The organism is Pseudomonas violetae, assembly GCF_023072615.1.
Classification (GTDB): Bacteria; Pseudomonadota; Gammaproteobacteria; order Pseudomonadales; family Pseudomonadaceae; genus Aquipseudomonas; species Aquipseudomonas violetae.
The window spans coordinates 1-25,533 of sequence record NZ_JAKNRW010000032.1 but is presented as its reverse complement, the minus strand read 5'-3'; the positions used below and the strand labels follow the sequence as shown (position 1 = coordinate 25,533).

General features: G+C 59.5%; 20 protein-coding genes and 1 pseudogene. 15 read left to right on the top strand and 6 right to left on the bottom strand.

Annotated elements, in window-relative coordinates; genetic code table 11:
* Positions 1-2: 2 nt before the first annotated feature.
* A complete protein-coding gene (locus L9059_RS24760) occupies positions 3-1,070 on the bottom strand; it encodes a DUF2333 family protein (RefSeq protein ID WP_247293460.1) in 1,068 nt (355 codons plus the stop codon).
* A gap of 422 nt (positions 1,071-1,492) precedes the next feature.
* On the opposite strand from L9059_RS24760, the gene L9059_RS24755 reads away from it, so the two are divergent.
* From L9059_RS24755 to L9059_RS24695, 13 genes and pseudogenes are all read left to right on the top strand, one after another.
* A complete protein-coding gene (locus L9059_RS24755; protein ID WP_247293459.1) occupies positions 1,493-3,109 on the top strand; it encodes a response regulator in 1,617 nt (538 codons plus the stop codon).
* A 1,546-nt stretch (positions 3,110-4,655) separates the two neighbouring features.
* Positions 4,656-5,162, top strand: a pseudogene (locus tag L9059_RS31095) (methyl-accepting chemotaxis protein); the annotation flags it as partial.
* A 268-nt stretch (positions 5,163-5,430) separates the two neighbouring features.
* Positions 5,431-5,883 (top strand): type II 3-dehydroquinate dehydratase, encoded by a 453-nt coding sequence (aroQ, locus tag L9059_RS24745; RefSeq protein ID WP_247293490.1) that lies wholly within the window; start codon positions 5,431-5,433, stop codon positions 5,881-5,883.
* 48 nt (positions 5,884-5,931) lie between these two features.
* Complete coding sequence (gene accB, locus L9059_RS24740) at positions 5,932-6,393, top strand: acetyl-CoA carboxylase biotin carboxyl carrier protein (RefSeq protein ID WP_008031264.1); 462 nt, start codon at positions 5,932-5,934, stop codon at positions 6,391-6,393.
* Positions 6,394-6,410: 17 nt separating this feature from the next.
* Complete coding sequence (gene accC / locus L9059_RS24735; protein WP_247293457.1) at positions 6,411-7,769, top strand: acetyl-CoA carboxylase biotin carboxylase subunit; 1,359 nt, start codon at positions 6,411-6,413, stop codon at positions 7,767-7,769.
* Between the two features lie 222 nt (positions 7,770-7,991).
* Complete coding sequence (gene prmA / locus L9059_RS24730) at positions 7,992-8,870, top strand: 50S ribosomal protein L11 methyltransferase (RefSeq protein WP_247293456.1); 879 nt, start codon at positions 7,992-7,994, stop codon at positions 8,868-8,870.
* Positions 8,871-8,900: 30 nt separating this feature from the next.
* Complete coding sequence (locus L9059_RS24725) at positions 8,901-10,121, top strand: DUF3426 domain-containing protein (RefSeq protein ID WP_247293455.1); 1,221 nt, start codon at positions 8,901-8,903, stop codon at positions 10,119-10,121.
* A gap of 184 nt (positions 10,122-10,305) precedes the next feature.
* Positions 10,306-11,316 (top strand): tRNA dihydrouridine synthase DusB, encoded by a 1,011-nt coding sequence (gene dusB / locus L9059_RS24720; RefSeq protein ID WP_247293454.1) that lies wholly within the window; start codon positions 10,306-10,308, stop codon positions 11,314-11,316.
* A complete protein-coding gene (gene fis, locus L9059_RS24715) occupies positions 11,313-11,633 on the top strand; it encodes a DNA-binding transcriptional regulator Fis (protein WP_007907419.1) in 321 nt (106 codons plus the stop codon). The genes dusB and fis overlap by 4 nt, the downstream gene beginning before the upstream one ends.
* Before the next feature lie 81 nt (positions 11,634-11,714).
* Positions 11,715-13,322, top strand: coding sequence for a bifunctional phosphoribosylaminoimidazolecarboxamide formyltransferase/IMP cyclohydrolase (gene purH / locus L9059_RS24710; protein ID WP_247293453.1), 1,608 nt, complete (start codon positions 11,715-11,717; stop codon positions 13,320-13,322).
* A 189-nt stretch (positions 13,323-13,511) separates the two neighbouring features.
* Positions 13,512-14,807 carry a phosphoribosylamine--glycine ligase gene (gene purD, locus L9059_RS24705; protein ID WP_247293452.1) on the top strand — a complete coding sequence of 432 codons (1,296 nt, stop codon included), beginning with the start codon at positions 13,512-13,514 and terminating at the stop codon, positions 14,805-14,807.
* Positions 14,808-14,906: 99 nt separating this feature from the next.
* Positions 14,907-17,684 (top strand): hybrid sensor histidine kinase/response regulator, encoded by a 2,778-nt coding sequence (locus L9059_RS24700; RefSeq protein ID WP_247293451.1) that lies wholly within the window; start codon positions 14,907-14,909, stop codon positions 17,682-17,684.
* Between the two features lie 64 nt (positions 17,685-17,748).
* Positions 17,749-18,345 carry a MarC family protein gene (locus L9059_RS24695; RefSeq protein ID WP_247293450.1) on the top strand — a complete coding sequence of 199 codons (597 nt, stop codon included), beginning with the start codon at positions 17,749-17,751 and terminating at the stop codon, positions 18,343-18,345.
* Between the two features lie 30 nt (positions 18,346-18,375).
* Here the strand turns inward: L9059_RS24695 and L9059_RS24690 are convergent, their stop codons facing one another.
* From L9059_RS24690 to cobG, 5 genes are all read right to left on the bottom strand, one after another.
* Entirely contained in the window at positions 18,376-19,200 is an 825-nt protein-coding gene (locus tag L9059_RS24690) for a hypothetical protein (RefSeq protein ID WP_247293449.1), read from the bottom strand.
* A 150-nt stretch (positions 19,201-19,350) separates the two neighbouring features.
* Complete coding sequence (gene cobJ / locus L9059_RS24685) at positions 19,351-21,057, bottom strand: precorrin-3B C(17)-methyltransferase (RefSeq protein ID WP_247293448.1); 1,707 nt, start codon at positions 21,055-21,057, stop codon at positions 19,351-19,353.
* Positions 21,057-21,791 (bottom strand): precorrin-2 C(20)-methyltransferase, encoded by a 735-nt coding sequence (locus tag L9059_RS24680; protein WP_428480297.1) that lies wholly within the window; start codon positions 21,789-21,791, stop codon positions 21,057-21,059. The genes cobJ and L9059_RS24680 overlap by 1 nt, the downstream gene beginning before the upstream one ends.
* Positions 21,788-22,414: a precorrin-8X methylmutase gene (locus L9059_RS24675; RefSeq protein WP_247293447.1), complete on the bottom strand. Its 627-nt coding sequence runs from the start codon at positions 22,412-22,414 to the stop codon at positions 21,788-21,790. Before L9059_RS24675 ends, L9059_RS24680 begins: the two co-directional genes overlap by 4 nt.
* Positions 22,407-23,729, bottom strand: a complete 1,323-nt coding sequence (cobG, locus tag L9059_RS24670; protein ID WP_247293446.1) for a precorrin-3B synthase — start codon at positions 23,727-23,729, stop codon at positions 22,407-22,409. The genes L9059_RS24675 and cobG overlap by 8 nt, the downstream gene beginning before the upstream one ends.
* A gap of 265 nt (positions 23,730-23,994) precedes the next feature.
* Between cobG and L9059_RS24665 the strand changes: the two genes are divergently transcribed.
* The gene (locus L9059_RS24665; RefSeq protein ID WP_247293445.1) at positions 23,995-24,645 is read left to right on the top strand and encodes a hypothetical protein; all 651 of its coding nucleotides are present in this window, start codon (positions 23,995-23,997) and stop codon (positions 24,643-24,645) included.
* Between the two features lie 146 nt (positions 24,646-24,791).
* Positions 24,792-25,533, top strand: a 742-nt coding sequence (gene cbiE, locus L9059_RS24660; RefSeq protein WP_247293444.1) for a precorrin-6y C5,15-methyltransferase (decarboxylating) subunit CbiE, incomplete at its 3' end; no start/stop codon positions are given.

The following is a 25,533-nucleotide window of genomic DNA, read 5'->3' as shown; positions in this document are numbered from 1 at the left end:
ACTCAGCCCTGGTTGAGCAATTGACGCAAGTCGATCACTGCGGCGTTTGCCCGGGAGATGTAGTTGGCCATGACCAGCGAGTGGTTGGCCAGGACGCCAAAGCCACTGCCGTTCAGGATCATCGGACTCCAGACAGGCTCCTGCGACGCTTCCAGCTCACGAATGATCTGGCGCACGCTGACCGTGGCGTTCTTCTTCGCCAGCACGTCGGCGAAGTCGACTTCGATGGCGCGCAGCAGGTGGGACAAGGCCCACGCTTGGCCGCGGGCTTCATAGAACACGTTGTCGATCTGCATCCATGGGGTTTCGACGATTTCCTCGTCGACCTGCGGCACCTGGCCCGGGGCCACGACTTCGGTTTTCAATGCGGTGTTGAGCTTGACCCGGCCAACGCTGGCCGACAGGCGCTGCGACAGCGAACCCAGGCGGGTGCCCACATCACCCAGCCAGTTGTTGAGGTTGTCAGCACGGGCGTAGAACAGCGCGTTTTTCTGCGAAGGATCGGAAAGGCGAGCCTGGTAGCGACTCAGGGAATTGATGCCTTCCTGATACTCGGATTCGCTGGACGGCAGCACCCAGCTCTTGTTGTCGAAGTTGAAGCGCGGCTCGGCCTTGGCCAGGTCGGAGTCTTCAGCCGACTGCGATTGCGAGCGAGCGAAGTCTTTACGCAGGGCTCGGGTCAGGTCGCGAACCTGGATCAGCACCCCGTATTCCCAGCTTGGCGTGTTGTCCATCCACAGGCCTGGCGGAAAACGGTCATTGGAAATATAGCCGCCTGGTTTGGTCAGCAAGGTCCCTGCAACGGTCTTGAGGGTTTCAACCGTGGTGTAGCCGGTGACCATCTGCTTGCCTGCTTTCTCGGCAGCGACCTGGGCATTCTGCTGAACCGGGAACAGCGCCGGCTCCTGGCTCCAATACCAGCCCAGGGCGATCGCCACCAACAGGTACAGGCCGATCAAGGTGACCAGCGCCCGGCTGAACAACAGGCCACCTATGTAGCTGCGGGTAGCCGATTTTGGTTCGGCGGCACGTTCAGGCGCGCTGCCCGCGCGGTTCTTCCAGTCCAGCATGGCGATATCCTTTCAATCACTTGAGTTCATCGGTTCGACCACAACCCTACGCCATCGTGCCTCATTTGCCGCGCATTAATACGTGCACGGCGCAAGCAACAATCGCACGGTCGATGCCTCCACTATAAATGAACACCACGCCTTGTGTTGGTGCGGCGTAGGATCTGTCGAGTGCAACGAGGCTGCGATCTTTTGATCTTGCTTGTGGGAAACGCCAGAATTGAAAGATCGCAACCTCGTTGCACTCGACAGCTCCTACCAGCACCTACGCACCCCATAAGCAGCAACGCGACTCGTCGGTCACAAACTGAATAGGCTCGCCTAGCACATTATTGACATGCGACACTGATCCACGCTTGGAAGAGATGCTAGCATAGAGCCACCAGTCGATCTCAGCATGCACCCTAACTAGTAGTCAGGATATGACCGAGCCAGAAGACCCCAGCCGTGAGCGCCTCAAGCACCACTTTGCCCAGCGGGTAACTCATCAGGCACGTCAGATTCTTGAGATATGGCAACGCCTGCAGCGCAGCGAGTGGTCCTCTACCGACTTGGCAGAACTGGGCGAAGCCAACCTGCGCCTGCTGCGATTCTCCGAGCGCTTCGAGCAACCGGAACACATGCAACTGGCTCGTCAGATCGGCCAGTCGCTTGAAGCGGTCGAGTCCAATCGCGGCCGCCTCAGCAGCGGCCTGATTACCGACCTGAACCGTTTAATGCAGCGCCTCTCGCGCACCGGACTGCGCCAAGGCGATCAGCTCGATCAGACCTTCCTGCCGCCCTCGCGCAAACCGATCTACGTGATGCTGCAGGATCACGAGCGCGCTGAGCGCCTGGCCAAACAGCTGGAATTCTTCGGGCTCAGCGCCCAGTCCCTGGACAGTGTGGCGGCGTTTCGCTCCTCGATGGTAGAACGCCTGCCGGCGGCGATCGTCATGGACGTCGATTTCAGTGGCCCCGGCGTCGGCCTCAAACTGGCCGCCGAAGCCCAGGAAGGCCTGGAACAGCAACTGCCGCTGCTGTTCTTCAGCCTTCACGAAACCGACACCCCCACCCGCCTCGCCGCCGTGCGTGCCGGTGGCCAGGAATTCCTCACCGGCACCCTCGAAGCGTCAAGCCTGCTGGAAAAAATCGAAGTCCTGACCTGCGTCGCGCAATACGAACCGTTCAAAGTACTGATCATCGATGATTCCCGCGCCCAGGCAATGCACACCGAACGTCTGCTCAACAGCGCCGGCATTGTCACGCGAACCTTGATCGAACCTATTCAGGCCATGGCCGAGCTCGCGGACTTCCAGCCCGACCTGATTATCCTCGACATGTACATGCCGGCCTGCACCGGCACCGAATTGGCCAAGGTCATCCGCCATAACGACCGATACGTCAGCGTGCCGATCATCTACCTTTCGGCCGAGGACGACCTGGACAAGCAACTCGACGCCATGAGCGAAGGCGGCGACGATTTCCTGACCAAACCGATAAAACCGCGCCACCTGATCACCACCGTGCGCAACCGTGCGGCGCGGGCACGCAACCTCAAGGCGCGGATGGTGCGCGACAGTCTCACCGGCCTGTACAACCACACCCATATCCTGCAGTTGCTGGAAGACTGCAGCTTTCGCGCGCGCCGTGAGAACAAGCCACTGAGCTTTGCGATGCTCGATATCGATCACTTCAAGCGGGTCAATGACAGCCATGGCCATCCGATGGGTGACCGGGTGATCAAGAGCCTGGCGCTGTTTCTCAAGCAGCGCCTGCGCAAGACCGACTTCATAGGCCGCTACGGTGGCGAAGAGTTCGCCATTGTCATGCCCGATACGGATCTGGAGTCGGCCCACAAGGTGCTCGATGAAATCCGCCGGCGCTTCGCCGAAATCCACTATCCGGCGCAGCCCCAGGACCTTTGGTGCACATTCAGTGCAGGAGTGGTGGACCTCGGTGATAACTCCGACAGCTTGATGATGGCAAGCCAGGCTGACGAGGCGCTGTACCGCGCCAAGCATGCCGGGCGCAATCGCGTACAGTCTTCGCGGGAATAAAAGCAAAAGGCCACCTTTTCAGCTGATTCCACCGATCAGGTCATAACTTTGTAATAGAAACGCAATAACTTCAGGCGCTTACCATTCTGTCGTTGGTAGTCCCGCGATGCGTCTGAAGCTGCTGACCAATCTCAACACCCTCCTTTTAGTCGCCGTGTGCGCCGCTCTTGGCGCCACCCTCTGGTGGTCGCAAAAAGCCCTTGAACGCCCCTATTTACTGATGGAGCGTTACCTGAGCCTGTCCCAGCAGTTTCAGAGGCAGGTAGCGCACAACGTTCAGGACTACCTCGCCAGTGGCGACGCTCTGCGCCTGAGCAGTGCTGGCCAGGCGATCGATGAGCTGAAAAAAGAGCTTGATGAACTGCCGCAACCCTTGGCCGACTCCGTGCGCCCGAGCCTTGCTGATCTTGAAGGGTTCAGCAGAACCGAACTGCTCGCCGCCGGCAAGCTCGCAGGGGACCCCCAGGCATTGCTGCTGCAAGCAGAACGGGAGCTGGGCGCAAACCTTGACCAGCTCAGCCAATATGCCAACGCCAACGCAGACTATCTGAAGCCATTGCTCAGTGCCTCGCAGCACGTAGGCAAGCTGTCGTTGGCCCGGGACAAACTGGTGAGCAGCGGTCGCAGCGAATTGGCCGCGGATGTCGAGCGCGAAGTCAGCAACATCCGCACCCAGGCCAGTATTCTGGAGGCCCTACCCTTGCTGGGAGTAACGGCCAGCAGCGAGTCGAACACCGATGATTTCGCTGCCATGATGGGCCTGGAAAACACTGAACAGTCTGTCGCCGAAGATGCTGGCATTGCGCTCAAACGAGAACTCAACAGCCTCTTGGCCCGCTACCCCGCAGAACTTGCCCGTACCCGCGAACAGATCGAGAAACGCAGCGAGCTCAGCGCCGCGACCCATCGCAAAGTGACCGCCGTGCAGCAGTCCATCGCCGATCTGGAACCGGTAGTGCGTGCGCAACACGGGCAAATCCAGGGTGAGGTGCGACTGCTGCAAGGGCTGATGATCGGCCTGATCCTGCTGATAGCGCTGCTGATCGACACCCTGCAACGGCGACTGGCTCGCACCCTGACCAACCTCGCACCAGCCCTCTCGGTTTGGGCCGAGGGCGATTTCAGCCGGGACATCGAACTGGGCAAGACCAACCGCGAACTGCACGACATCCAGGCCTCGCTCAATCGCCTGCGGGCCTATCTGGTAGACCTGGTGGGGACCATTCGCCTCAACGCCGAACAAGTTGCCGGCAGCAGTCGCACCCTGGCCGAGTTGAGCAACGACCTGCACATCGGCGCCGAAGATCAGGCTGGCGACACCGCGATGATCCGCGATTCTCTGGGAGAACTCGAAGCCACGATCCAGCAGGTTGCCGGCGATGCCAGCCAGGCCGCCGACGCCAGTCGCCATGCCGGGCTGGCAGTAGAGCAAGGGCAGAAAGTCATCGGCTTGAGCCTTGCCGGTCTGCACGCCCTGGTCGGGGAAGTGCAAGGCAATGCGCAGATGATTGAGCATCTGGCCGAAGAGTCGGCAACTATCGGCGGGGTGCTGACGGTCATCCGCTCAATTGCCGACCAGACCAACCTGTTAGCCCTGAACGCGGCCATCGAAGCGGCCCGCGCCGGGGAAATGGGTCGCGGGTTTGCTGTTGTGGCAGAGGAAGTTCGGTCCCTGGCGCAACGCACTGCCGGTGCCACGGCACAGATTCAGAGCTTGATCGCCGGACTGCAAGCGGCCGCACGGCAATCGGTCGAAGGCATGCGTGCCCAGGTCGGGCACGCGCAGTCCACGGCCAACCAGGCCCAGGCAGCGGATGGCGCACTGGATAAAATCGTCGGTGCGATCCAGACCATTTCCGACACCGCAATACGCATCGCCGATGTGACAGCGCAGCAGAGTAGCGCTGTCAGCGAGATCCGTGATCACAGCGAGCGTATTCACCAGTTGGGTGGGGATAATTTGCTGCGAATTGGTGAAGGCCGCGAGCAAGGCGAGCATTTGCTGGTGCTGGGCGGGCGGCTGCATACGGCGGTGCAGGCGTTTCGCGTCTGATCGACTGCCTTCGCGGGCAAGCATGCTCCCGCAGGGACCTGTGTCGAGCATGGATCCTGTGTGGGAGCGGAGTTGCTCGCGAAGGCGTCACACCTGTCAACGCCAACCTGACGGTCTGCCACAATGACCGGATTGAAACGGGCGGTCATATATTTCGCGCAAACATCGGCCATCGTGCTGGCTATTGCATAGAACTGGACAGTCACAAAGTCTTTGCGGCATAGTCGCCGGGTTCTGACAAATGCACACTGATAACAAGGAACAGCAGATGGCGACCTTTCTGGTTCTGCACGGACCCAACCTGAACTTGCTCGGCACCCGCGAACCGGGCACCTATGGCGCCACGACGCTGGCACAGATCAACCAGGACCTGGAACGCCGTGCCCGTGAAGCGGGCCACCATTTGCTGCACCTGCAGAGCAATGCCGAGTACGAATTGATCGACCGCATCCACGCGGCCCGCAGCGAAGGAGTGGACTTCATCCTGATCAATCCAGCAGCTTTTACGCACACAAGCGTCGCTTTACGTGACGCGCTGCTGGCGGTGAGCATCCCATTCATCGAAGTGCATTTGTCTAACGTGCACAAACGCGAACCTTTCCGCCATCACTCTTACTTCTCCGACGTAGCGGTGGGAGTGATCTGCGGCCTTGGCGCCAGCGGTTATCGACTGGCCCTGGAGGCCGCACTAGAGCAGCTTGAAAGACAGGCAACGACTTGAACAACAAGCGTTAAACGCCCCTGACCGACCCTTGGGAGTTGATGATTCATGGATATCCGTAAAGTTAAGAAACTGATCGAATTGCTGGAAGAGTCCGGCATCGACGAGCTCGAGATCAAGGAAGGCGAAGAGTCCGTTCGCATCAGCCGCCACAGCAAAACCCCAGCTCAGCAGTACTACGCTCCGGCTCCAATGCACGCTCCGGCTCCAGCGCCTGCCGCTGCCGCCCCGGTTGCCGCTGCCGCGCCTGCTGCTCCGTCCGCACCTGTCCTGAACGGCACCGTTGCCCGTTCGCCGATGGTCGGCACCTTCTATCGCAAATCTTCGCCTAGCTCGCCGTCCTTCGTCGAAGTCGGCCAGACCGTGAAGAAAGGCGACACCCTGTGCATCGTTGAAGCGATGAAGATGATGAACCACATCGAAGCTGAAACCAGCGGTGTGATCGAATCCATCCTCGTCGAAGACGGCCAGCCGGTTGAGTACGACCAACCGCTGTTCACCATCGTTTGAACCGCGGAGAAACTTTGATGACTGCGAAGTTGGAAAAAGTTCTGATCGCCAACCGCGGTGAGATCGCACTGCGGATTCTGCGTGCCTGCAAAGAGATGGGCATCAAGACCGTCGCCGTTTACTCCAAGGCTGACAAAGAGCTGATGCACCTGGGCCTGGCAGATGAATCCGTCTGCATTGGTCCGGCCTCGGCCGCCCACTCCTACCTGCACATCCCGGCAATCATCGCCGCCGCTGAAGTGACCGGCGCTACCGCCATTCACCCAGGCTACGGTTTCCTCGCGGAAAACGCTGATTTCGCTGAACAGGTCGAGAACTCCGGCTTCGCCTTCATTGGCCCGAAAGCCGACACCATTCGCCTGATGGGCGACAAGGTTTCGGCCAAGCACGCGATGATCGCTGCTGGCGTTCCAACCGTTCCGGGTTCTGACGGCCCGCTGCCGGAAGACGAAGAAACCGCTCTGCGCATCGGCCGCGAAGTCGGTTACCCGGTGATCATCAAAGCCGCTGGCGGCGGTGGTGGTCGCGGCATGCGCGTTGTGCATAAAGAAGAAGACCTGATCTCCTTCGCCAAACTGACCCGCACCGAAGCAGGCGCAGCGTTTGGCAACCCGATGGTGTATCTGGAAAAATTCCTGACCAATCCACGTCACGTGGAAGTTCAGGTGCTTTCCGACGGCCAGGGCCACGCCATCCATCTAGGCGACCGCGATTGCTCGCTGCAACGTCGTCACCAGAAGGTTCTCGAAGAAGCGCCGGCACCGGGCATCGACGAGAAAGCCCGGGCTGAAGTCCTCGCACGCTGCGTTAAAGCCTGCATCGACATCAACTACCGTGGCGCGGGCACTTTCGAGTTCCTGTACGAGAACGGCGCGTTCTATTTCATCGAAATGAACACCCGCGTTCAGGTTGAGCACCCGGTTTCGGAAATGGTTACCGGTATCGACATCGTCAAGGAGATGCTCAGCATCGCCGCTGGCAACAAGCTGTCGTACACCCAGGAAGACGTTGTCATCCGCGGTCACGCACTTGAATGCCGGATCAACGCCGAAGACCCGAAAACCTTCATGCCTAGCCCCGGCACGGTCAAGCATTTCCACGCGCCAGGCGGCAACGGCGTTCGCGTCGATTCGCACCTGTACAGTGGTTATGCCGTTCCGCCGAACTACGATTCGTTGATCGGCAAGCTGATCACCTACGGCGCAACCCGTGATGAAGCCCTGGCGCGCATGCGCAATGCGCTGGACGAGATCGTTGTCGACGGGATCAAGACCAACATCCCGCTGCACCGCGACCTGGTCCGCGACGAAGGTTTCTGCAAAGGTGGGATCAACATCCACTACCTGGAACACAAGCTGGCAGGCGAGAAGCTCTAAGCTTTAGCTGGTAATCAACAAAGCCGCCTTGGGGCGGCTTTGTTGTTTCTGGACATTTCATCAAATCTGCAACCCTGCACAGTCTCTGTGGGAGCAGTGTGTTCAGGGCTCGTGCGGAGGATGCAGATCATGCGACTCCCACAAACACTGCGCGCTCGCGTAAACTTGCGCGCTTCTCGCAGACCGCTAGGCTGCAATCAATATTTTTCATAGGTGCCCGCCATGCCTTGGCTGCAAGTCCGTCTCGCCATCAGCCCAGAACAAGCCGAAACCTACGAAGAGGCTTTCCTTGAAGTGGGCGCCGTGTCGGTGACCTTCATGGACGCTGAAGATCAGCCGATCTTCGAACCGGAACTCAATACCACGCCATTGTGGTCGCACACGCACCTGCTGGCCCTGTTCGAAGGCGGCACTGAAGCGGCCAGCGTGTTGGCTCATCTTGAGTTGCTGACCGGCAGCCCGCTGCCCGAGCATCACAGCGAAGTCATCGAAGACCAGGATTGGGAACGCAGCTGGATGGACGGATTCCAGCCGATGCGTTTTGGCCAGCGCCTGTGGATTGTCCCTAGCTGGCACACCGCACCCGAGCCTGACGCGGTGAACCTGCTGCTGGATCCGGGCCTGGCGTTTGGCACCGGCACACACCCGACCACCGCGCTATGCCTGGAATGGCTCGACGGTCAGGACCTGAAGGATTGCAACGTGCTCGACTTTGGTTGCGGCTCGGGCATCCTGGCGATTGCCGCGCTGTTGCTGGGTGCCAGAGAAGCGGTAGGCACTGACATCGACGTGCAGGCGCTGGAAGCCTCCCGCGACAACGCCGGGCGCAACAACATTGCCGAAGCACTCTTTCCGTTGTATCTGCCGCAAGATCTGCCCCAGGTTCAGGCCGACGTGCTGGTGGCCAACATTCTTGCCGGCCCGCTGGTTTCTCTGGCGCCGCAATTGTCCAGCCTGGTCAAACCAGGTGGTCGCCTGGCGCTGTCGGGCATCCTCGCCGAGCAAGGCGAAGAAGTCGCCAAGGCCTACGCCCAGGACTTCGACCTGGACCCGATCGCCAATCGCGATGGCTGGGTGCGCATCACTGGCCGTCGGCGCTAGAATGGACGCCTGCATTCACCGGATCGCCGCATGACCGATAGCTTCGTCACTCAATGCCCGCATTGCCAAAAGAGCTTCCGCGTCAGCCACGCCCAGTTGAGCGTGGCCCGCGGAGTGGTTCGTTGCGGCTCGTGCCTGCAGGTTTTTAATGCCGCCAAGCAGCTACTGGAGCAACACGCCGGCAAGGAGCCTGTTGCCTCCACATCCCCAGTCATCGTCGAGCCGCCGGAGCAACGGGCCATCAGCTTGAAACAATGGACGGCTGCCGAACTGGACCTGGACAGCATGGACCTGGACGAAGAACTCGCGCGACTCGAACAGCGGGAAATCCAGCCGACCACCGAATTCGGCCGGCACCGTGAAGACTCATTGAGTGCGCGACGCGACAACGCCGATCATGAGGAAGCACCCTGGTCCGACAGCTTGTTCAGCGAGTCGGCTGCGGACCGTGCACAGGCCAGCCAGGGCGACGAAGCTGCCGCTACGCAATTCACCCCGCTCAAACCGGCCCGTACCGAACCCTCGCTGACACTGGAGCTGGTCGAGCTCGACGATGAGCCGCGCCCTCCCCTGGTTCGCCAGGAACTGCTGTTGGAGCCAGAACCCACGAGGGAACGCCTGTCCCTGTCGGCGGTAGATGACCTGGATGAGGATCTGCCTTCGATCGAGCCGTTGCGCAAAAAACGCAGCGAACCGGCAGTGCGCGCCGAAGTGCTGCAGGACCTCACCGACGACCCGCTGCAACTGGACTGGCAAAAACGCCGCTCGCCCTGGGGCCGCCGCTTCATCTGGATGCTGCTGGTTGTCCTAGCCGCACTCGCGCTGGGCGGCCAATACGTTGCGTATCACTTCGAAGAACTCGCGCGCCAGGACCAGTACCGCCCCTGGTTCCAGCAGCTGTGCCCTCAGATCGGTTGCACCGTACCGTCCAAGGTCGACATCGCGAAAATCAAGAGCAGCAATCTGGTAGTGCGCAGCCACCCGGACTTCAGCGGCGCCTTGGTAGTCGATGCGATCATCTACAATCGTGCGGCGTTCTCCCAGCCATTCCCCCTCCTGGAACTGCGCTTTGCCGACCTCAACGGTCACTTGATCGCCAGCCGTCGATTCAAACCCGGCGAGTACCTCAACGGCGATCTCGAAGGCATGGCGGAAATGCCCCCGCAAACGCCTATCCACATCGCACTGGATATCCTCGATCCAGGCTCAAAAGCGGTGAACTACAGCCTGAGTTTTCATTCGCCCGAGTGAAACGGCCACTGATCCGCGATTGACCACGGATTCCTGACTGTGCGTGTCTGTACCAAACCGCTGGCGATAACAGAATAACTGCTCAGATTTTGTTCAATTCAGCCTTTATCCAGTCATCGAGAGCGGGTATCATGCCAACCCTTTTTCGAACTCTCATGATCCGGCCCCACAACAGGGAAGTCCTATGTCGGCGGTACGCATCGGTCCATATACATTGCACAACGGCTTGATTCTCGCCCCCATGGCGGGCGTCACCGACCAACCCTTTCGTCAGCTGTGCAAGCGACTGGGCGCCGGGCTGGTAGTTTCGGAAATGGTCACCAGCGACATGAGCTTGTGGAACACCCGCAAGTCACGCATGCGCATGATCCACGAAGGTGATCCCGAGCCCCGCTCGGTGCAGATCGCCGGTGGCGATGCGCAGATGCTGGCCGATGCTGCACGGGCCAACGTCGAACTAGGCGCACAGATTATTGACATCAACATGGGCTGCCCGGCCAAGAAGGTCTGTAATAAGGCCGCCGGCTCCGCACTGTTGAAGGATGAAGCATTGGTAACCGAGATCCTGCAGGCCGTCGTGGCCGCAGTCGATGTGCCGGTTACCCTGAAGATCCGGACCGGCTGGGACCGGGACAACAAGAACGGCCTGACGGTGGCGAAGATCGCCGAACAGGCAGGAATCACGGCGTTGGCGGTCCATGGCCGCACCCGTGCAGATCTGTACACCGGTGAAGCCGAGTACGACACCATCGCCGCGATCAAGCAGGCGGTGTCGATCCCGGTGTTTGCCAACGGCGATATCGATTCGCCGGAAAAGGCCCGGTATGTGCTCGATGCCACCGGTGCCGATGGCCTGCTAGTAGGGCGAGCTGCCCAAGGGCGGCCATGGATTTTTCGCGAGATCGAGCATTACCTGCGCACCGGTGAAAAACTTCCGGCGCTGGAACTGATCGAGGTGGAACGCATACTGCTAGAGCATTTGGCCGCGCTGCACGTTTTCTATGGAGACGTCATGGGTGTGCGCATTGCTCGCAAGCATGTGGGCTGGTATCTCGCAACCTTGCCGGGCGCCAGGGAATTTCGCGCCCACTTCAATCGTTTGGAAGATACGGAAGCACAATGCGCCAACGTTCAGGGCTTCTTCGCCGAACGTTACAAGAGCCTGACAGGGGACGGAGAAGGGGTGGCCGCATGACGATGATGACCGAGACTTTAGTGAGTGGAACGACACCCGTGAGCGACAACGTGAATTTGAAACAGCACCTCAATACGCCTAGCGAAGAAGGCCAGACCCTTCGCGGGAGTGTCGAGAAGGCGCTGCACAATTATTTCGCCCACCTTGAGGGCGCTGCCGTCACGGATGTGTACAACCTGGTGCTCTCCGAAGTCGAGGCTCCCCTGCTCGAGTGCGTGATGAACTACGTCAAGGGCAACCAGACCAAGGCCAGCGAGCTGCTCGGACTGAACCGGGGCACGCTACGCAAGAAACTCAAGCAGTACGATTTGCTGTAAGCATTCAATCAAACCAGAAAGGCGCCTGCGTAAAAACGGTCGCCTTTTTTGCTGACTCCTTTGCTTTTGATGGAAATTGAAATGACCGACCAGACTACCCGCCTGCCGATCCGCCGCGCCTTGATCAGCGTTTCCGACAAGACCGGGATCCTCGAATTCGCCAAGGAACTTGAAGCCCTGGGTGTCGAGATCCTCTCCACTGGCGGAACGTTCAAGCTGCTGCGCGACAATGGCGTTGCCGCAGTGGAAGTCGCGGATTACACCGGTTTCGCGGAAATGATGGACGGTCGGGTGAAAACTCTGCACCCGAAAATCCACGGCGGAATCCTCGGCCGTCGCGGCATCGATGACGCTATCATGAGCGAGCACGGCATCAAGCCGATCGACCTGGTGGCCGTCAACCTGTACCCGTTCGAAGCCACCATCAACAAGCCAGGCTGCGACCTGCCGACCGCGATCGAAAACATCGACATCGGCGGCCCGACCATGGTCCGTTCAGCAGCAAAAAACCACAAAGACGTAGCTATCGTGGTGAATGCAGGCGACTACGCCAGCGTGCTCGAAGGTCTCAAGGCCGGCGGCCTGACCTACGCCCAGCGTTTCGACCTGATGCTCAAGGCCTTTGAACACACCGCAGCCTATGACGGTATGATCGCCAACTATATGGGCACCGTGAACCAGGCTGCCGATACGCTCGGCACTGAAGATCGCAGCGAGTTCCCGCGCACGTTCAACAGCCAGTTCATCAAGGCTCAGGAAATGCGCTACGGCGAGAACCCGCACCAGAGCGCGGCGTTTTACGTGGAAGCCAAGCCTGCCGAAGTTGGCATCGCCACCGCGACCCAACTGCAAGGTAAGGAACTGTCTTACAACAACGTGGCTGACACGGACGCCGCGCTGGAATGTGTGAAGAGCTTCGTCAAGCCAGCCTGCGTGATCGTCAAGCACGCCAACCCATGCGGCGTGGCCGTGAGCCCGGACGCCGAAGGTGGCATCCGTCAGGCCTACGAGCTGGCCTATGCAACTGATACAGAATCTGCGTTCGGCGGCATCATTGCCTTCAACCGCGAACTGGATGCTGAAACGGCTAAGGCCATTGTCGAGCGTCAGTTCGTCGAAGTGATCATCGCGCCGTCCGTGAGTGAAGAAGCTCGCGCCATCGTCGCAGCCAAAGCCAACGTGCGCCTGCTGGCCTGTGGCGAGTGGTCGACAGATCGCGCTGCTGCGTGGGACTACAAGCGCGTCAATGGCGGGCTGCTGGTGCAGAGCCGTGACATCGGCATGATCGGCAGCGAAGACCTGAAAGTCGTGACCAAGCGCGCTCCGACCGAACAGGAAATCAACGACCTGATCTTCGCCTGGAAAGTCGCCAAATACGTTAAATCCAACGCCATTGTCTACGCCAAGAACCGCCAGACCATCGGCGTCGGCGCAGGCCAGATGAGCCGTGTGAACTCGGCCCGCATCGCCGCAATCAAAGCCGAACATGCCGGTTTGCAGGTGCAGGGTTCGGTGATGGCATCGGACGCTTTCTTCCCGTTCCGCGACGGCCTGGACAATGCAGCCAAGGCCGGTGTCACGGCAGTGATCCAGCCAGGCGGTTCGATGCGTGATGCAGAAGTGATTGCAGCGGCTGATGAAGCCGGCATCGCCATGGTGTTCACCGGCATGCGCCACTTCCGTCACTAACCAGACAACGGCCGCACTGAAACCGGCATCTGCTGCGTTGGAGGCTACCTTGATGATGCTCATTGCCAAAAGGCAACTCCGCTTATCAAGGTAGCCTCCGCCTTGCATCTACCGGCTTCATTGCGACCTCCTGCAGCGCGAAGCGCTTTAGGTTCTAAAACAGAATTAGCTTCATCCGAGGTTTTTGAAATGAATGTTTTGATCATTGGCAGCGGTGGCCGTGAACACGCCCTGGCCTGGAAAGTGGCTCAGGATCCGCGTGTGCAGAAGGTTTTTGTTGCTCCTGGCAACGCCGGCACCGCCATTGAAGCCAAATGCGAAAACGTTGCGATCGATGTGCTGGCCCTTGAGCAGCTTGCCGACTTCGCCGAGAAGAATGTCTCTCTGACGATCGTCGGCCCGGAAGTACCGCTGGTTGCCGGTGTGGTCGATCTCTTCCGCGCCCGCGGCCTCGATTGCTTCGGTCCGACCGCTGGCGCAGCCCAGTTGGAAGGCTCCAAGGCGTTCACCAAAGACTTCCTGGCGCGCCACAAAATCCCTACCGCCGACTATCAGAACTTCACCGAGATCGAGCCTGCCCTGGCTTATCTGCGTGAAAAAGGTGCGCCGATCGTCATCAAGGCCGACGGCCTGGCTGCCGGTAAAGGTGTGATCGTCGCCATGACACTGGCCGAAGCCGAGGAAGCCGTACGCGACATGCTCGCAGGCAATGCCTTCGGTGACGCCGGGTCCCGTGTGGTCATCGAAGAATTTCTGGATGGAGAAGAAGCCAGCTTCATCGTCATGGTCGACGGAAAGAACGTATTGCCGATGGCCACCAGCCAGGATCACAAACGCGTCGGCGATGGCGATACCGGTCCGAACACCGGCGGCATGGGTGCCTACTCCCCCGCCCCGGTAGTGACCAGCGAAGTACACCAGCGCGTCATGGACCTGGTGATCTGGCCGACCGTGCGCGGCATGGCCGATGAAGGCAACGTCTACACTGGCTTCCTGTACGCCGGACTGATGATAGACAAAGCGGGCAACCCAAAAGTTATCGAATTCAACTGCCGTTTCGGCGACCCTGAGACCCAACCGGTCATGCTGCGCTTACAGTCGAGCCTGGTGTTGCTGGTCGAAGCCGCCCTGGCACAAGCGCTGGACAAGGTCGAAGCACAGTGGGATCCACGTCCGAGCGTCGGCATCGTGCTGGCAGCGGGTGGTTATCCTGGTGATTACGCCAAAGGCGTTGCCATTAATGGCCTGGACGCCGCCGCCGCCCTGGAAGGCAAAGTCTTCCACGCTGGCACCGTGCTCAAGGACGGACAAGTGGTAACCGCCGGTGGTCGGGTACTCTGTGCGACCGCCATGGGCGCCAGCGTAGATGCCGCCCAACAGCAGGCTTACCAACTCGCAGCCAAGGTCGACTGGGAAGGATGTTTCTATCGCAAGGACATCGGCTACCGCGCCATTGCCCGCGAGCGTGGCGAAAATCAGGAATAGTCGATCCATTCGGTCGGGCAAGGGCGTCAAGCCCTTGCCGGACTATTCCGGCGCCGCGCATAGTTATATTCTGGCATCAACCTACGAAGGGATTTCGCCGTGCGCTGGCTCAGGATTGCCGTAAGTCTCACCGTCACTCTGCTGACATTGCTCTGCATGCTCCCGGTCCAGGCCGCGCAAGGCAGTGGCTGGGCGGTATTACTCGACGATCAGGGCAACCTGCAACTGAGCGATATCCGTTCCACACGCTATATCAATCAATTCAGCCCCATCGAACTTGAACGCCTGACTGCTGCCGAGCCCGATGGCGCGCTCTGGCTGCGCTTCAGGCTTGCTCCCGGCAAACACGAGCAGGTGCTGAAGGTATTCGCCCCGGATCTGGCACACATCAATCTCTACGTACTGGACGGCGACAAGCTCCTCGATCAGACCCATGCCGGGCCCGATCAGCCGCAAGACGAACGGCCATTGGCCAGCAGCGATATCCTGTTGCCGCTGCCACAAAGTGACAAACCCCTGGATGTCTACCTGCGCCTGGCTTCCGAACACCAGATGCGGCCGCACATCACCCTGCAATCGGCGATCAGCACCGCCGCCAACCAGACCCAGACACTGATATACGGACTGCTGTTCGGTTGCATCGGCATGCTGATCCTGCACAACCTTATCCGTTACGCCTACACGCGATCACGCAGCAGTCTCTGGCTGGCCGGGTGCGAGGCCTTGCTGATGCTGAGCCTGGCACTGCTGCTGAACCTTGCCGGGGCATGGATGCCTGACTGGCACGCAATCCAGACTCCCGGTGCGTATCTCGCCCTGCTACTGACCGCGCCCTGCGGACTGATGTTTGCCTACCGTTTTTTTGCTCCCCTGGGTTCGCACCCAATGAATAAACTGCTGCTGGCCGAGATGCTGTTCATCATCGCCTGCGGCCTGTTGCTGTTGTTCGTCAACACGCTGCCGTTGAACATCATTACCTACGGTCTGGTCGCCCTCGCTGGCCTCAGCATGCTGTTCGCCGGGGCCTGGCACCTGCAAAAAGGTTATCGCCCAGCACGCTTTTTCGTGGTTGCAATGGTGGTGTTCAACCTGGGCACATTGATCATTCTCCCCGCACTGCTGGGGCTGACACTGGTGGAGCCCCAGGGTCTTATTACCACTCTGCTGGCGTTTATATGCGTTAGCGGCCTACTGATGAGCATTGCCCTGAGCGAGCGCCAGCGCAGCATCACTGAAAGCCGTTTCAGCATCAGCCGCGACCTGGCCGCCAGCAATGCCGAGATCAATGCCAAAGCCGAATTCCTCGCCAAGATCAGTCACGAAATCCGCACACCCATGAACGGTGTGCTGGGCATGACTGAATTGCTGCTGGGCACCCCTCTTTCAGTCAAGCAACGCGACTACGTGCAGACGATCCACAGCGCCGGCAACGAACTGCTCACACTGATCAACGAGATTCTCGACATCTCCAAACTCGAATCCGGGCAGATCGAACTGGACGATGTGCAGTTCGATCTGAACGCGCTGATCGAAGATTGCCTGAGTATCTTCCGCGCCAAGGCGGAGCAGCAGAACGTCGAGCTGATCAGTTTTATCCAGCCGCAAGTTCCGCGGGTTATCAGCGGTGATCCGACGCGCCTGCGCCAGACCCTGCTGAGCCTGTTGGAAAACGCCCTGAAGAAAACCGACGAAGGTGAAATTCTGATCGTCGTTGCACTGGATGAACGCAGCACCAAACCGCGGTTGCGCATTGCCGTGCAGGACAGCGGCGAGCCCATGAATGCCGAGGAGCGCGACGCGCTGATGCATGCCGAACTCCACAGCAAGCATTTCCTGTCGGCCAGCCGCCTCGGGGGCAACCTGGGATTGGTGATCGCACGTCAGCTGATTCGACTGATGCAGGGAGAGTTCGGCATCAAGAGCGGTAATAGCCAGGGCAGCACCTTGTGGCTGACTTTGCCGCTGGACCCCGATCGCCTCGAACATCCAACCTCCGATCTCGATGGTCCACTTCAGGGTGCGCGGGTGTTGGTCGTCGACGACAACGACACGTGCCGTAAAGTATTGGTGCAACAATGCACCGCCTGGGGCCTGAACGTCAGTGCGGTGCCGTCCGGCAAGGAAGCGCTTGCGCTGTTGCGCACCAAGGCGCACCTGCGGGACTATTTCGACGTAGTGCTCCTTGACCAGAACATGCCTGGCATGACCGGTATGCAACTGGCGGCTAAGATCAAGGAAGACCCGAGCCTCAACCACGACATTCTGCTGATCATGCTTACAGGCATCAGTAACGCACCCAGCAAAATCATCGCGCGTAATTCCGGGATCAAGCGCATTCTCGCCAAGCCGGTGGCCGGCTATACGCTCAAGACCACCCTTGCCGACGAGCTGAATCAGCGCAACAAAGGCCTGGCTACCCCCTACCCACTGCCAACCGGCCCGACCCTGCCGGTAAAGGTTCCGGGGGATTTCCGTATTCTGGTAGCCGAGGACAACAGCATTTCCACCAAGGTGATTCGCGGAATGCTGGGCAAACTCAATTTGCAACCCGACACCGCCAGCAATGGCGAAGAAGCGCTCCAGGCCATGAAGGCCCAGCGATATGACCTGGTGCTGATGGATTGCGAGATGCCTGTTCTGGACGGCTTTTCCGCCACCCAGCAATTACGCGCCTGGGAGGTCGGAAATCAGCGCATGCGCACCCCCGTGGTTGCCCTGACGGCGCACATCCTCGCCGAACACAAAGAGCGAGCCCGCCAGGCAGGCATGGATGGACACATGGCCAAACCAGTGGAGCTTTCCCAATTGCGCGAACTGATCGAGCACTGGGTCGCCCAGCGAGATCAACAGAACCGCGCGGCGACTCAAACCACCTGAGCCGACAGACGCTGCAGCGCCTGTTAGACTCCCCTTCGACTTTTCTCTCCAGTGAGCTCGCACCATGCTCCATGTGTTGTTCAGTGTTTACCTGAAGATGCTGGTGCTCTACAGCCCGTTCTTCGTACTGTCCTGCTTCATCAGCCTGACTCGCGGTTACTCGCGAAAAGAACAACGCCGCCTGGCCTGGAAAGTAGCGACCGCCACGCTGGTTTCGAGTGTGTTGCTGTACCTGTTTGGCCGGGTGATTTTTAATGTGTTCGGGATCACCGTGGATGCCTTCCGCATCGGCGCCGGCAGCGTGCTGTTCATCTCGGCACTGGGCATGGCGCAGGGCAAATCGGTGGTGCAAACCGACAATGTGCAGCAGGACGTAACCATCGTCCCGCTCACCATTCCCCTGACCGTCGGGCCCGGGACCATCGGCGCCCTGCTGGTCATGGGCGTGAGCCAGCCCCATTGGGACGACAAGCTGACTGCCATCGTCAGCATCGCCCTGGCCAGTTTCACCGTGGGCGTAGTGCTTTATCTGTCCAACCGCATCGAGAGAATCCTGGGCGACCAGGGCCTGCAAATTGTCAGCCGATTGATGGGGTTGTTCGTGTGTGCGCTGGCAGCGCAAATCATCTTTACCGGAGTGAGAGGGTACCTGGTGTCCTGAGTATCAGGCACCAGGCCCACTCGACCCGTGTCAGGCCTTTTGCCTGGTGCGATTAAAACGTTTGGTCAACTGAGCGTCCTGCTGATGGTCAAGCACACGTTCGATGCTGGCTTTATTTTGCGCGTAACGAAGCGGGTTGAATGTGATGAAAGAGGCCGCGCGGAAAACATCCTGATCCTCGACCGTTGCATCAAGGAAGATCACTCCCCCCTCTGACTTGAAGGACTCACTGTATATGGAGGACAGCATGATCATGATCAAGCCGTTTTTCAGTTGCTCGCAGGGCAAGATCGCAAGTTTCACGCCCTTGGCCTTGGTGACTTCGAAATGGAACAACTTGACGACGTCCGGCTCTTTTTTCAGGGCATCCAGGGTTGAATCCGCCACAGCACCCAGCACTGTTGCACCTGGAATTGCCGCTTTGGCAGCTTCGATGCCTGCCTTGACGATACCTGTTAACACGTTGGACATGGTGAGTTGCACGGCGCCTCGATTATATTCCACGACTCCGCTGTCCGGAACATAGCAGCCCAGGTCTTCCATGCACTTAAGGAAGGCCTGATGCCATTCCTTGGGCTTTTTATCACCCGGAACTTCAAGGGTAGCTTCCATCTTCGAAAACTTGATGATGTTCTCGATAATGGTCATGTTCTCGAGCGACACATTATCCCCGTAGCCGATTAACGCGTTACCTAAGACCAGGGCATCCAGTTCTCTGGTGGGGTTGGATATTAGCGGGGAAACCAACGACCTGACAGGACTGACATTAGTCGATAACGACTGACGTCTTTCTACACGCCACGAAATGAGGTCCTTGGACTCCTCGGTACTGATTGTGCCGTCTACATTTTGCATATATGACATTCCTTGTTAGTTAGTTAACGGTGCCTCCTGGCACCCTCAAAACCTAACTCATATTGCCGTGCCCCTTCAAACATCAAAGAATGTCCATTTATGTTTGAAGTGGCAGAGCTGTCCGAATCGGGTGATTCGGACAGCTCACGGTTACTTGATATCGAGCAACTTTTCACCGTAACTACGCGGTGTATATACCCATGGCAAACCTTGGGCTCGGGGAAACACGCGGGTCGTCGAAGAACCAATCAATACCATTGTTCGCATATCAACCTGATCTGCGGTCAATTGCCCCAGGGTCGTCACCCGCAACGTTTGACCTGGACGCCCGATATCTCGCCCCAGCACGACCGGCGTATCAGCCATTCGGTACTGCGCGACGATCTCCAGCGCACGCCCCAACTGCCAGGGACGCGATCGTGAAATCGGGTTGTAGAACGCCATGGCCAGGTCGGCTTCGGCAGCCAGGGCGAGGCGTTTTTCGATGATGTCCCATGGTTTGAGGTTGTCCGACAGCGACAGTACACAGAAGTCATGCCCCAGCGGAGCACCTGCCTGAGCAGCGGTCGCCAATGACGCCGACACGCCAGGAAGAATTTCCAGGTCAACGTTGTGCCACGCGGGGTCGCGGGACTCATGCAGTGCCTCAAGCACCGCAGCTGCCATTGCAAATACCCCAGGGTCACCGGAAGACACCACCACAACGCAGCGACCTTGCGCCGCCAGCTCGAAGGCATGACGCGCTCGCTGCATTTCCTCACGGTTGTCGGTGCAGTGCAGCACCTGATCGGCACGGAACGGTCCCGCCATTCGCACATAGGTTTCATAACCGAGAACATCGGTGGCGCGGGTCAATTCCACCTTCACTGCAGGCACCATCAAATCGGCAGCGCCCGGGCCAAGCCCGATAACGGCCAGGCGTCCACGTGCACGACCTATGCGCGAAGGGTCCAAAGGATGTTCGGCAACGGCAATAGTAATCCCGCTATCGCTACGGATCACCAGCGGTGGCGCGGTCAGTTCGCCCAACTGATCGGAAACCGTCTCCGCACCGGAAAACCGCAATGGCACATTGAGTTCGACGGCAGCATCCCGTAGCGCCTGGCTGGCCATCTGCTTTTCATGGGCCAACAAACAGGCCAGCGATTGCACTGCAATTTTCGCACTATGCAGGTGCTTGCGAATGGCATCGGCCAGGCCTTCGACCTCTTCGGTCACCAGAACCAGAACGCTCTTGGGATAAATCAGCAGCTCATTGGCGGATGGTTCGCGCTCGGTACTTGCGACATGAATGGCCAGACGTGCCTGTTGGTCCTGCGCCAGCTGGGCTTGTGCCAACCACGGCGCATGGCCTTCAATTCGAACCGGTTCACCGCCGAGCAGATCGGAAACAAATCGTTTGCCCAGTTCCAGATCGCCCAAGGCGTAACCGCTGGGAGGGTTCAGCAAACAGGTGCCGAAGCGCAGTTCGCCGCTGGTAGTAATGGCCGCCGTAATACCCAGGCCTTGAGCAATTTCGCGGGCCAATACGTTGACACCGCCCAGGCCACCCAACAACGGCACCACCGCGCTGCCGTCTTCGGCCACGACCAGTACCGGCGGTTCCACGCCTTTTTCCAGAAGCAATGGCGCCAGAGTACGGATCACGATACCGGCGGCGCACAGCGCAATGATAGGCGTGTTCGCCGCGTAGATTTCGCGCAGGGTAGCACCGAATTCCTGATACACGACATCCGCGCCCTCGACCCTTTCGGACAACCCGTAGATCAGGGCCCCGGGCAGGCATCGTTGAATAAGGCGTGCGGTCGCGAGGCTACCATTACCGAGAATGACGATTGCAGGAACGGGTCGACTCATCAGCCCTGCCACCTTTCACCCGGAACGATGATCAAGGAGAAATACGGCGAAGACATCGGCTCGACCTGATCCAGCGGTACTATTTTCTGGTTGGCCATGGTGGCACGCTCGACGTATAGCGCCCGTTCTGCCAGGCCCAGCTCCTCCAGTACTTCACGTACCTTGGGAAAGTTACGCCCCAGCTTCATGATCACCGCAGCGTCGGCGTCGGCCAGGCGGCGCTTGAGATCTTCATGGGGCAAGACGCCGGATAACACCGACAGGCTCTGGTTTCGATAGACAAGTGGGGCACCGAGCACGGACGCACCACCCAGCATCGAGCAGACACCGGGCACGACTTCGGCGTCGTAGCGCTCGGCCAGGCGATCGTGCAGATACATGTAGGAACCGTAGAAGAACGGATCGCCTTCACAGATCACCGCCACATCTCGACCGGCATCCAGATGCGCCGCCAGCTCTTGCGCGGCTGCGTCGTAGAAGTCACTGATCACTTGTTCATAGGACAACGGTGCTGGCAATGCTTCGGTCGTCACTGGATACACAAGCGGCAGCAATGTTTGTACATCCTGAAGGTGATCTTCAATGATACCGAACGCATTTCCCTTTTTACCCTTGGCGACGAAGTACGCGACCACAGGCGACTCGCGCAACAGGCGCAGGGCTTTGACAGTAATCAGTTCCGGATCACCAGGACCGACGCCCAGGCCGATCAAACGTCCAGGGGCCTGCATCATTCGATCTCCGTAGCGAGGGCATTGACGGCAGCAGCAGCCATTGCACTACCCCCCAGTCGCCCTTGCATGATCACGAAAGGTACGCCTCGGCTGTCGGCGGCCAGCGCTGCCTTGGATTCAGCTGCGCCGACGAAACCTACCGGAAAGCCCAGGATCAGCGCAGGTTTCGGCGCACCGGCATCGAGCATTTCCAGCAAGTAGAACAAGGCAGTCGGGGCGTTGCCGATAACTACCACGCTGCCTTCCAGATGCGGGCGCCACAATTCAAGTGCGGCGGCTGAACGGGTGTTGCCCAACTCACGCGCCAGGTCCGGCACGCTGTCGTCGCGCAGAGTACAGATCACCTGGTTGTTGGCCGGCAAACGCGTGCGGGTCACGCCTTCGGACACCATTCGTGCGTCACACAGAATCGGCGCCCCGGCCATGAGTGCATCACGCCCCGCTTTACCCGCGCCTTCGGAATACTGCAGGCCACCAATGGCCTCGACCATACCGCAGGCGTGGATCACTCGAACCGCGAGTTTTTCCAGGTCAGCCGGGATCCGGTCGAGGTTGGCCTCGGCGCGGATAATCGCGAAGGAGTTGCGATAGATCTCCTGACCGTCGCGGATGTAATCAAGCATCAAGGGGGCTCCGTGGGCGGGCATCAAGCAATGCACCCGCCGCTTCAATAGTGAGATTGCGTGCTTGCAGCGCGCCGAAACCCGGCAGTGCTGCATCGCGAAAATAGACATCGTAGTGACCCATGCTGGTCGCCAGCAAGGTAACGGGGGCAGCGTGCGCGCAGGCGCAGGTGCGCGGACAACCGGTCAGGTGCACCTGTTCCCGGGTGTGCGGGCTTGGACGCAGCGCCCCCAGCAGCCGGGCATCGCCCTTGGTATCCGCCAACCCTTTGCTGCAACCGGAAGATCCGGTGCAGGCCACCAGGTCGGTCAACGGCTCGCTGGCGTCGACCAGAAAACCCAGGGCCTGTAATTGCCGGGTGACCAGGGGGGCATCCTCTTGGCGGATGTTGGGCAACAGCACGCTTTGCCAGGGAGTCAGGCGCAGGCTGGCGTCGCCGAACTGTTCAGCCAGTTGAGCGGCGCCCTTGAGCATCGACGAGGCCAGCCTCCCCAGAGGCGGAACAACACCGACATACACAAGGCCATCCTGGCGCTGTACATAGGTTCCCACGTGCAGTTTCGCGGCCATCGCCGGTCGTTGCGCTCCAGCGACGTAGAGTAGCGGCACACGGGTGGCCAATGTTCGCAGCAGCGACTCTGGGGACTGTTCGGCGAGCAAATGGCGCATTCGGGTTTGATCCGGCCGTGCGAGTTCCAGGAACAGCTCCAGTACGGCGATCACCAGCGCATGTCCGTCGCGCAGGTGTACCGCTGCCGCCGGGCTGTCTGTGGGGCAGCCGGCAAAACCGAACACCAGCACCTGCTCTCCTTCTCGATCAGCCGCGCTCAGCCACAGGTCGTGAGGGTGCTCGAGCATTGCCAGCGCCTCGCCGCCGTCCAGTTGCAGGGCGAACTTGGCCGACAGGTCATGAAAGCACTCACGGGTTTGCAGGCTGTCGAGTATTTCCCGGGCCAGTGGACGCGTGTCGAACAGCATTTGTCGATCAATGCCGGCGCAAGGGCTGAGCATCACATTGCGCACGTCGTCGCCAGCGGCAGTGGCAGGCCCCAATTCGGCGGCCAGCAAGCTATCGATCAGCGCTGTTGCCTGCCCACCAATGCCACGGATCTGCAAGTTGGCCCGGTTGGTTGCCTCTATGACCCCTCCGGCATACCGCTGCGCGGCCTGCGCAACAACGATGGCCTGATCGGCGCGGATGCAACCGCCATCGAGTTTGATCCGGCAAATCCCCCCGTCCAGCGCCTGGACGACACGCAGCAATCCCGGGCAAGCCGAAGGACGCAAGGGGCTGGAGGTCTGTCGTGATTTCACGGGTTAGCCGGCAAGGGGAGGAAGGTCGGCATTATGCCTGCTTTGCCCGGCAGGATGAAAAGCCCGTACGTTTTGACGACGAAACGCGCGCGCTTTTGGGCCTCCGTTATTTCATGACCAGGAGAATCGCATTAAGTAAGGCATGACTGCACTGTTCAATCAGCGAATCAATTCCACACATCACTTCAATATCTATCACGCCGGCGTTCTTGTATTTTTTCAAGTTCAAACCGACAGGGTATCAGTTGCATACAAGGAGTAACTCATGACTAACGGAAAACCATCGGGCTTGCTGACTGGCCCCAACCTGGTTTCGTGCATTGGTGAACTTTCCCTGCAAGATTACGATGACTTGACTCACAGTACCCAGCTCGCCACGCGATCCGCCGACCTGGGCTACAGCCGCTTTCTCGATTCGGCAGAATGGCTGGATGAGTATGTATCGACCTTGAAGTTTCTGGGCTGGTCCGTGTACGAAGATGCCATCTTTACTCGCACACGCCATTGGGTCGAGAAGACAGTTGCCGACTTCCTGGTCGCCAGCACCCAGGCCATGCCGGACACTCGCCAGGGCAACGCCATGATTGACACCCTCGATGCGCTCAAGCGTGACGAACCAGCGAAGACGTCCCTGGATGAGGAAAGCCTGATGGGCGAGCGATTCCAGGTTATTCCGGCACGCTACGACGCCAGGGGCATCCTTGAAATGGCGGTGTTTAATCTTGAGTTGGTAGCAGAATCGAAAACCAGCCATTTCGTCTACCGGGACCTGTACGGACAATCGGCCAAGATCATTCAGCGGCGGGCTTATCTGAAACTGGACAAGGCCAAGTTCGACAGTGTTCGAGCATTGATGGACAAGAAGCGCCGGGAAATAACCATGATTCGATTTGAACTGCAGAAATACAGGAGCTGAAGAAACCGGCACTCCCAAACGCTTATCTCCTGCGCAGATATCGACAGCCGGTTACAAGCGACACCGCGCTATAATATTCGATCGCACGGGCAACTCAGGCTCGAGTGCGGTGATGGTGTAGCTTTGCTTGATAATAGAGGAACGGCATGACCCCTTGGCTGACGGTGGTAGGTATCGGTGAAGACGGCTTCAAGGGTCTTGGGAAAAATGCCCGGCATGCGCTGCTGTCTGCATCGCGGATCTTTGGCAGCCCACGCCAGCTCGATTTATTGCCCTTGTGTATCATCGGCGAACGTCATGCCTGGCCGAGCCCATTCTCGCTGGATTCACTCCTGGCACTGCGCGGCGAGTCGGTGTGCGTGCTGGCCAGCGGCGACCCGATGTTCTTCGGCGTCGGCGCCAGTCTCGCCCGCCAGCTGTCCAGCGAGGAAATGCTGATCCTGCCCGCCCCTTCCTCGTGTTCCCTGGCCGTTGCTCGAATGGGCTGGCCGTTGCAGGAGGTCATCACGCTGTCGGTCGTGGCTCGCCCGCTCGCTGCGCTGAATGCGCACCTGTTCAGTGGCACTCGCCTGCTGGTACTCAGCAATGACGGCCAGAGCCCTGGGGCCATTGCCGCATTGTTACGTGAGCGCGGGTTCGGCCCCAGTCGCCTGAGCGTGCTGGAGCACCTGGGCGGTGACGCCGAACGTCGCATCGACGCAGTGGCCAATGACTGGACCGATCCGCTCATCGCCGATCTCAACCTGGTCGCCATCGAATGCCTTGCCGAACCCGACGCGCCGCGCCTGTCGCGGTTGGCCGGTTTGCCCGACAGCGCCTTCAAGCATGACGGCCAACTGACCAAGCGCGACGTGCGGGCGATTACCCTCGCCCGCCTGGCGCCGGTTC

What these genes read in the sequence shown, in the direction of transcription:
- L9059_RS24760 (WP_247293460.1), bottom strand. Translation starts at nt 1,070, where the DNA reads ATGCTGGACTGGAAGAACCGCGCGGGCAGCGCGCCTGAACGTGCCGCC.
- fis (WP_007907419.1), top strand. Translation starts at nt 11,313, where the DNA reads ATGACGATGATGACCGAGACTTTAGTGAGTGGAACGACACCCGTGAGC.
- L9059_RS24665 (WP_247293445.1), top strand. Translation starts at nt 23,995, where the DNA reads ATGACTAACGGAAAACCATCGGGCTTGCTGACTGGCCCCAACCTGGTT.
- L9059_RS24695 (WP_247293450.1), top strand. Translation starts at nt 17,749, where the DNA reads ATGCTCCATGTGTTGTTCAGTGTTTACCTGAAGATGCTGGTGCTCTAC.
- L9059_RS24755 (WP_247293459.1), top strand. Translation starts at nt 1,493, where the DNA reads ATGACCGAGCCAGAAGACCCCAGCCGTGAGCGCCTCAAGCACCACTTT.
- prmA (WP_247293456.1), top strand. Translation starts at nt 7,992, where the DNA reads ATGCCTTGGCTGCAAGTCCGTCTCGCCATCAGCCCAGAACAAGCCGAA.
- purD (WP_247293452.1), top strand. Translation starts at nt 13,512, where the DNA reads ATGAATGTTTTGATCATTGGCAGCGGTGGCCGTGAACACGCCCTGGCC.
- accB (WP_008031264.1), top strand. Translation starts at nt 5,932, where the DNA reads ATGGATATCCGTAAAGTTAAGAAACTGATCGAATTGCTGGAAGAGTCC.
- accC (WP_247293457.1), top strand. Translation starts at nt 6,411, where the DNA reads ATGACTGCGAAGTTGGAAAAAGTTCTGATCGCCAACCGCGGTGAGATC.
- L9059_RS24680 (WP_428480297.1), bottom strand. Translation starts at nt 21,791, where the DNA reads ATGATGCAGGCCCCTGGACGTTTGATCGGCCTGGGCGTCGGTCCTGGT.
- L9059_RS24725 (WP_247293455.1), top strand. Translation starts at nt 8,901, where the DNA reads ATGACCGATAGCTTCGTCACTCAATGCCCGCATTGCCAAAAGAGCTTC.
- dusB (WP_247293454.1), top strand. Translation starts at nt 10,306, where the DNA reads ATGTCGGCGGTACGCATCGGTCCATATACATTGCACAACGGCTTGATT.
- cobJ (WP_247293448.1), bottom strand. Translation starts at nt 21,057, where the DNA reads ATGAGTCGACCCGTTCCTGCAATCGTCATTCTCGGTAATGGTAGCCTC.
- purH (WP_247293453.1), top strand. Translation starts at nt 11,715, where the DNA reads ATGACCGACCAGACTACCCGCCTGCCGATCCGCCGCGCCTTGATCAGC.
- aroQ (WP_247293490.1), top strand. Translation starts at nt 5,431, where the DNA reads ATGGCGACCTTTCTGGTTCTGCACGGACCCAACCTGAACTTGCTCGGC.
- L9059_RS24675 (WP_247293447.1), bottom strand. Translation starts at nt 22,414, where the DNA reads ATGCTTGATTACATCCGCGACGGTCAGGAGATCTATCGCAACTCCTTC.
- L9059_RS24690 (WP_247293449.1), bottom strand. Translation starts at nt 19,200, where the DNA reads ATGCAAAATGTAGACGGCACAATCAGTACCGAGGAGTCCAAGGACCTC.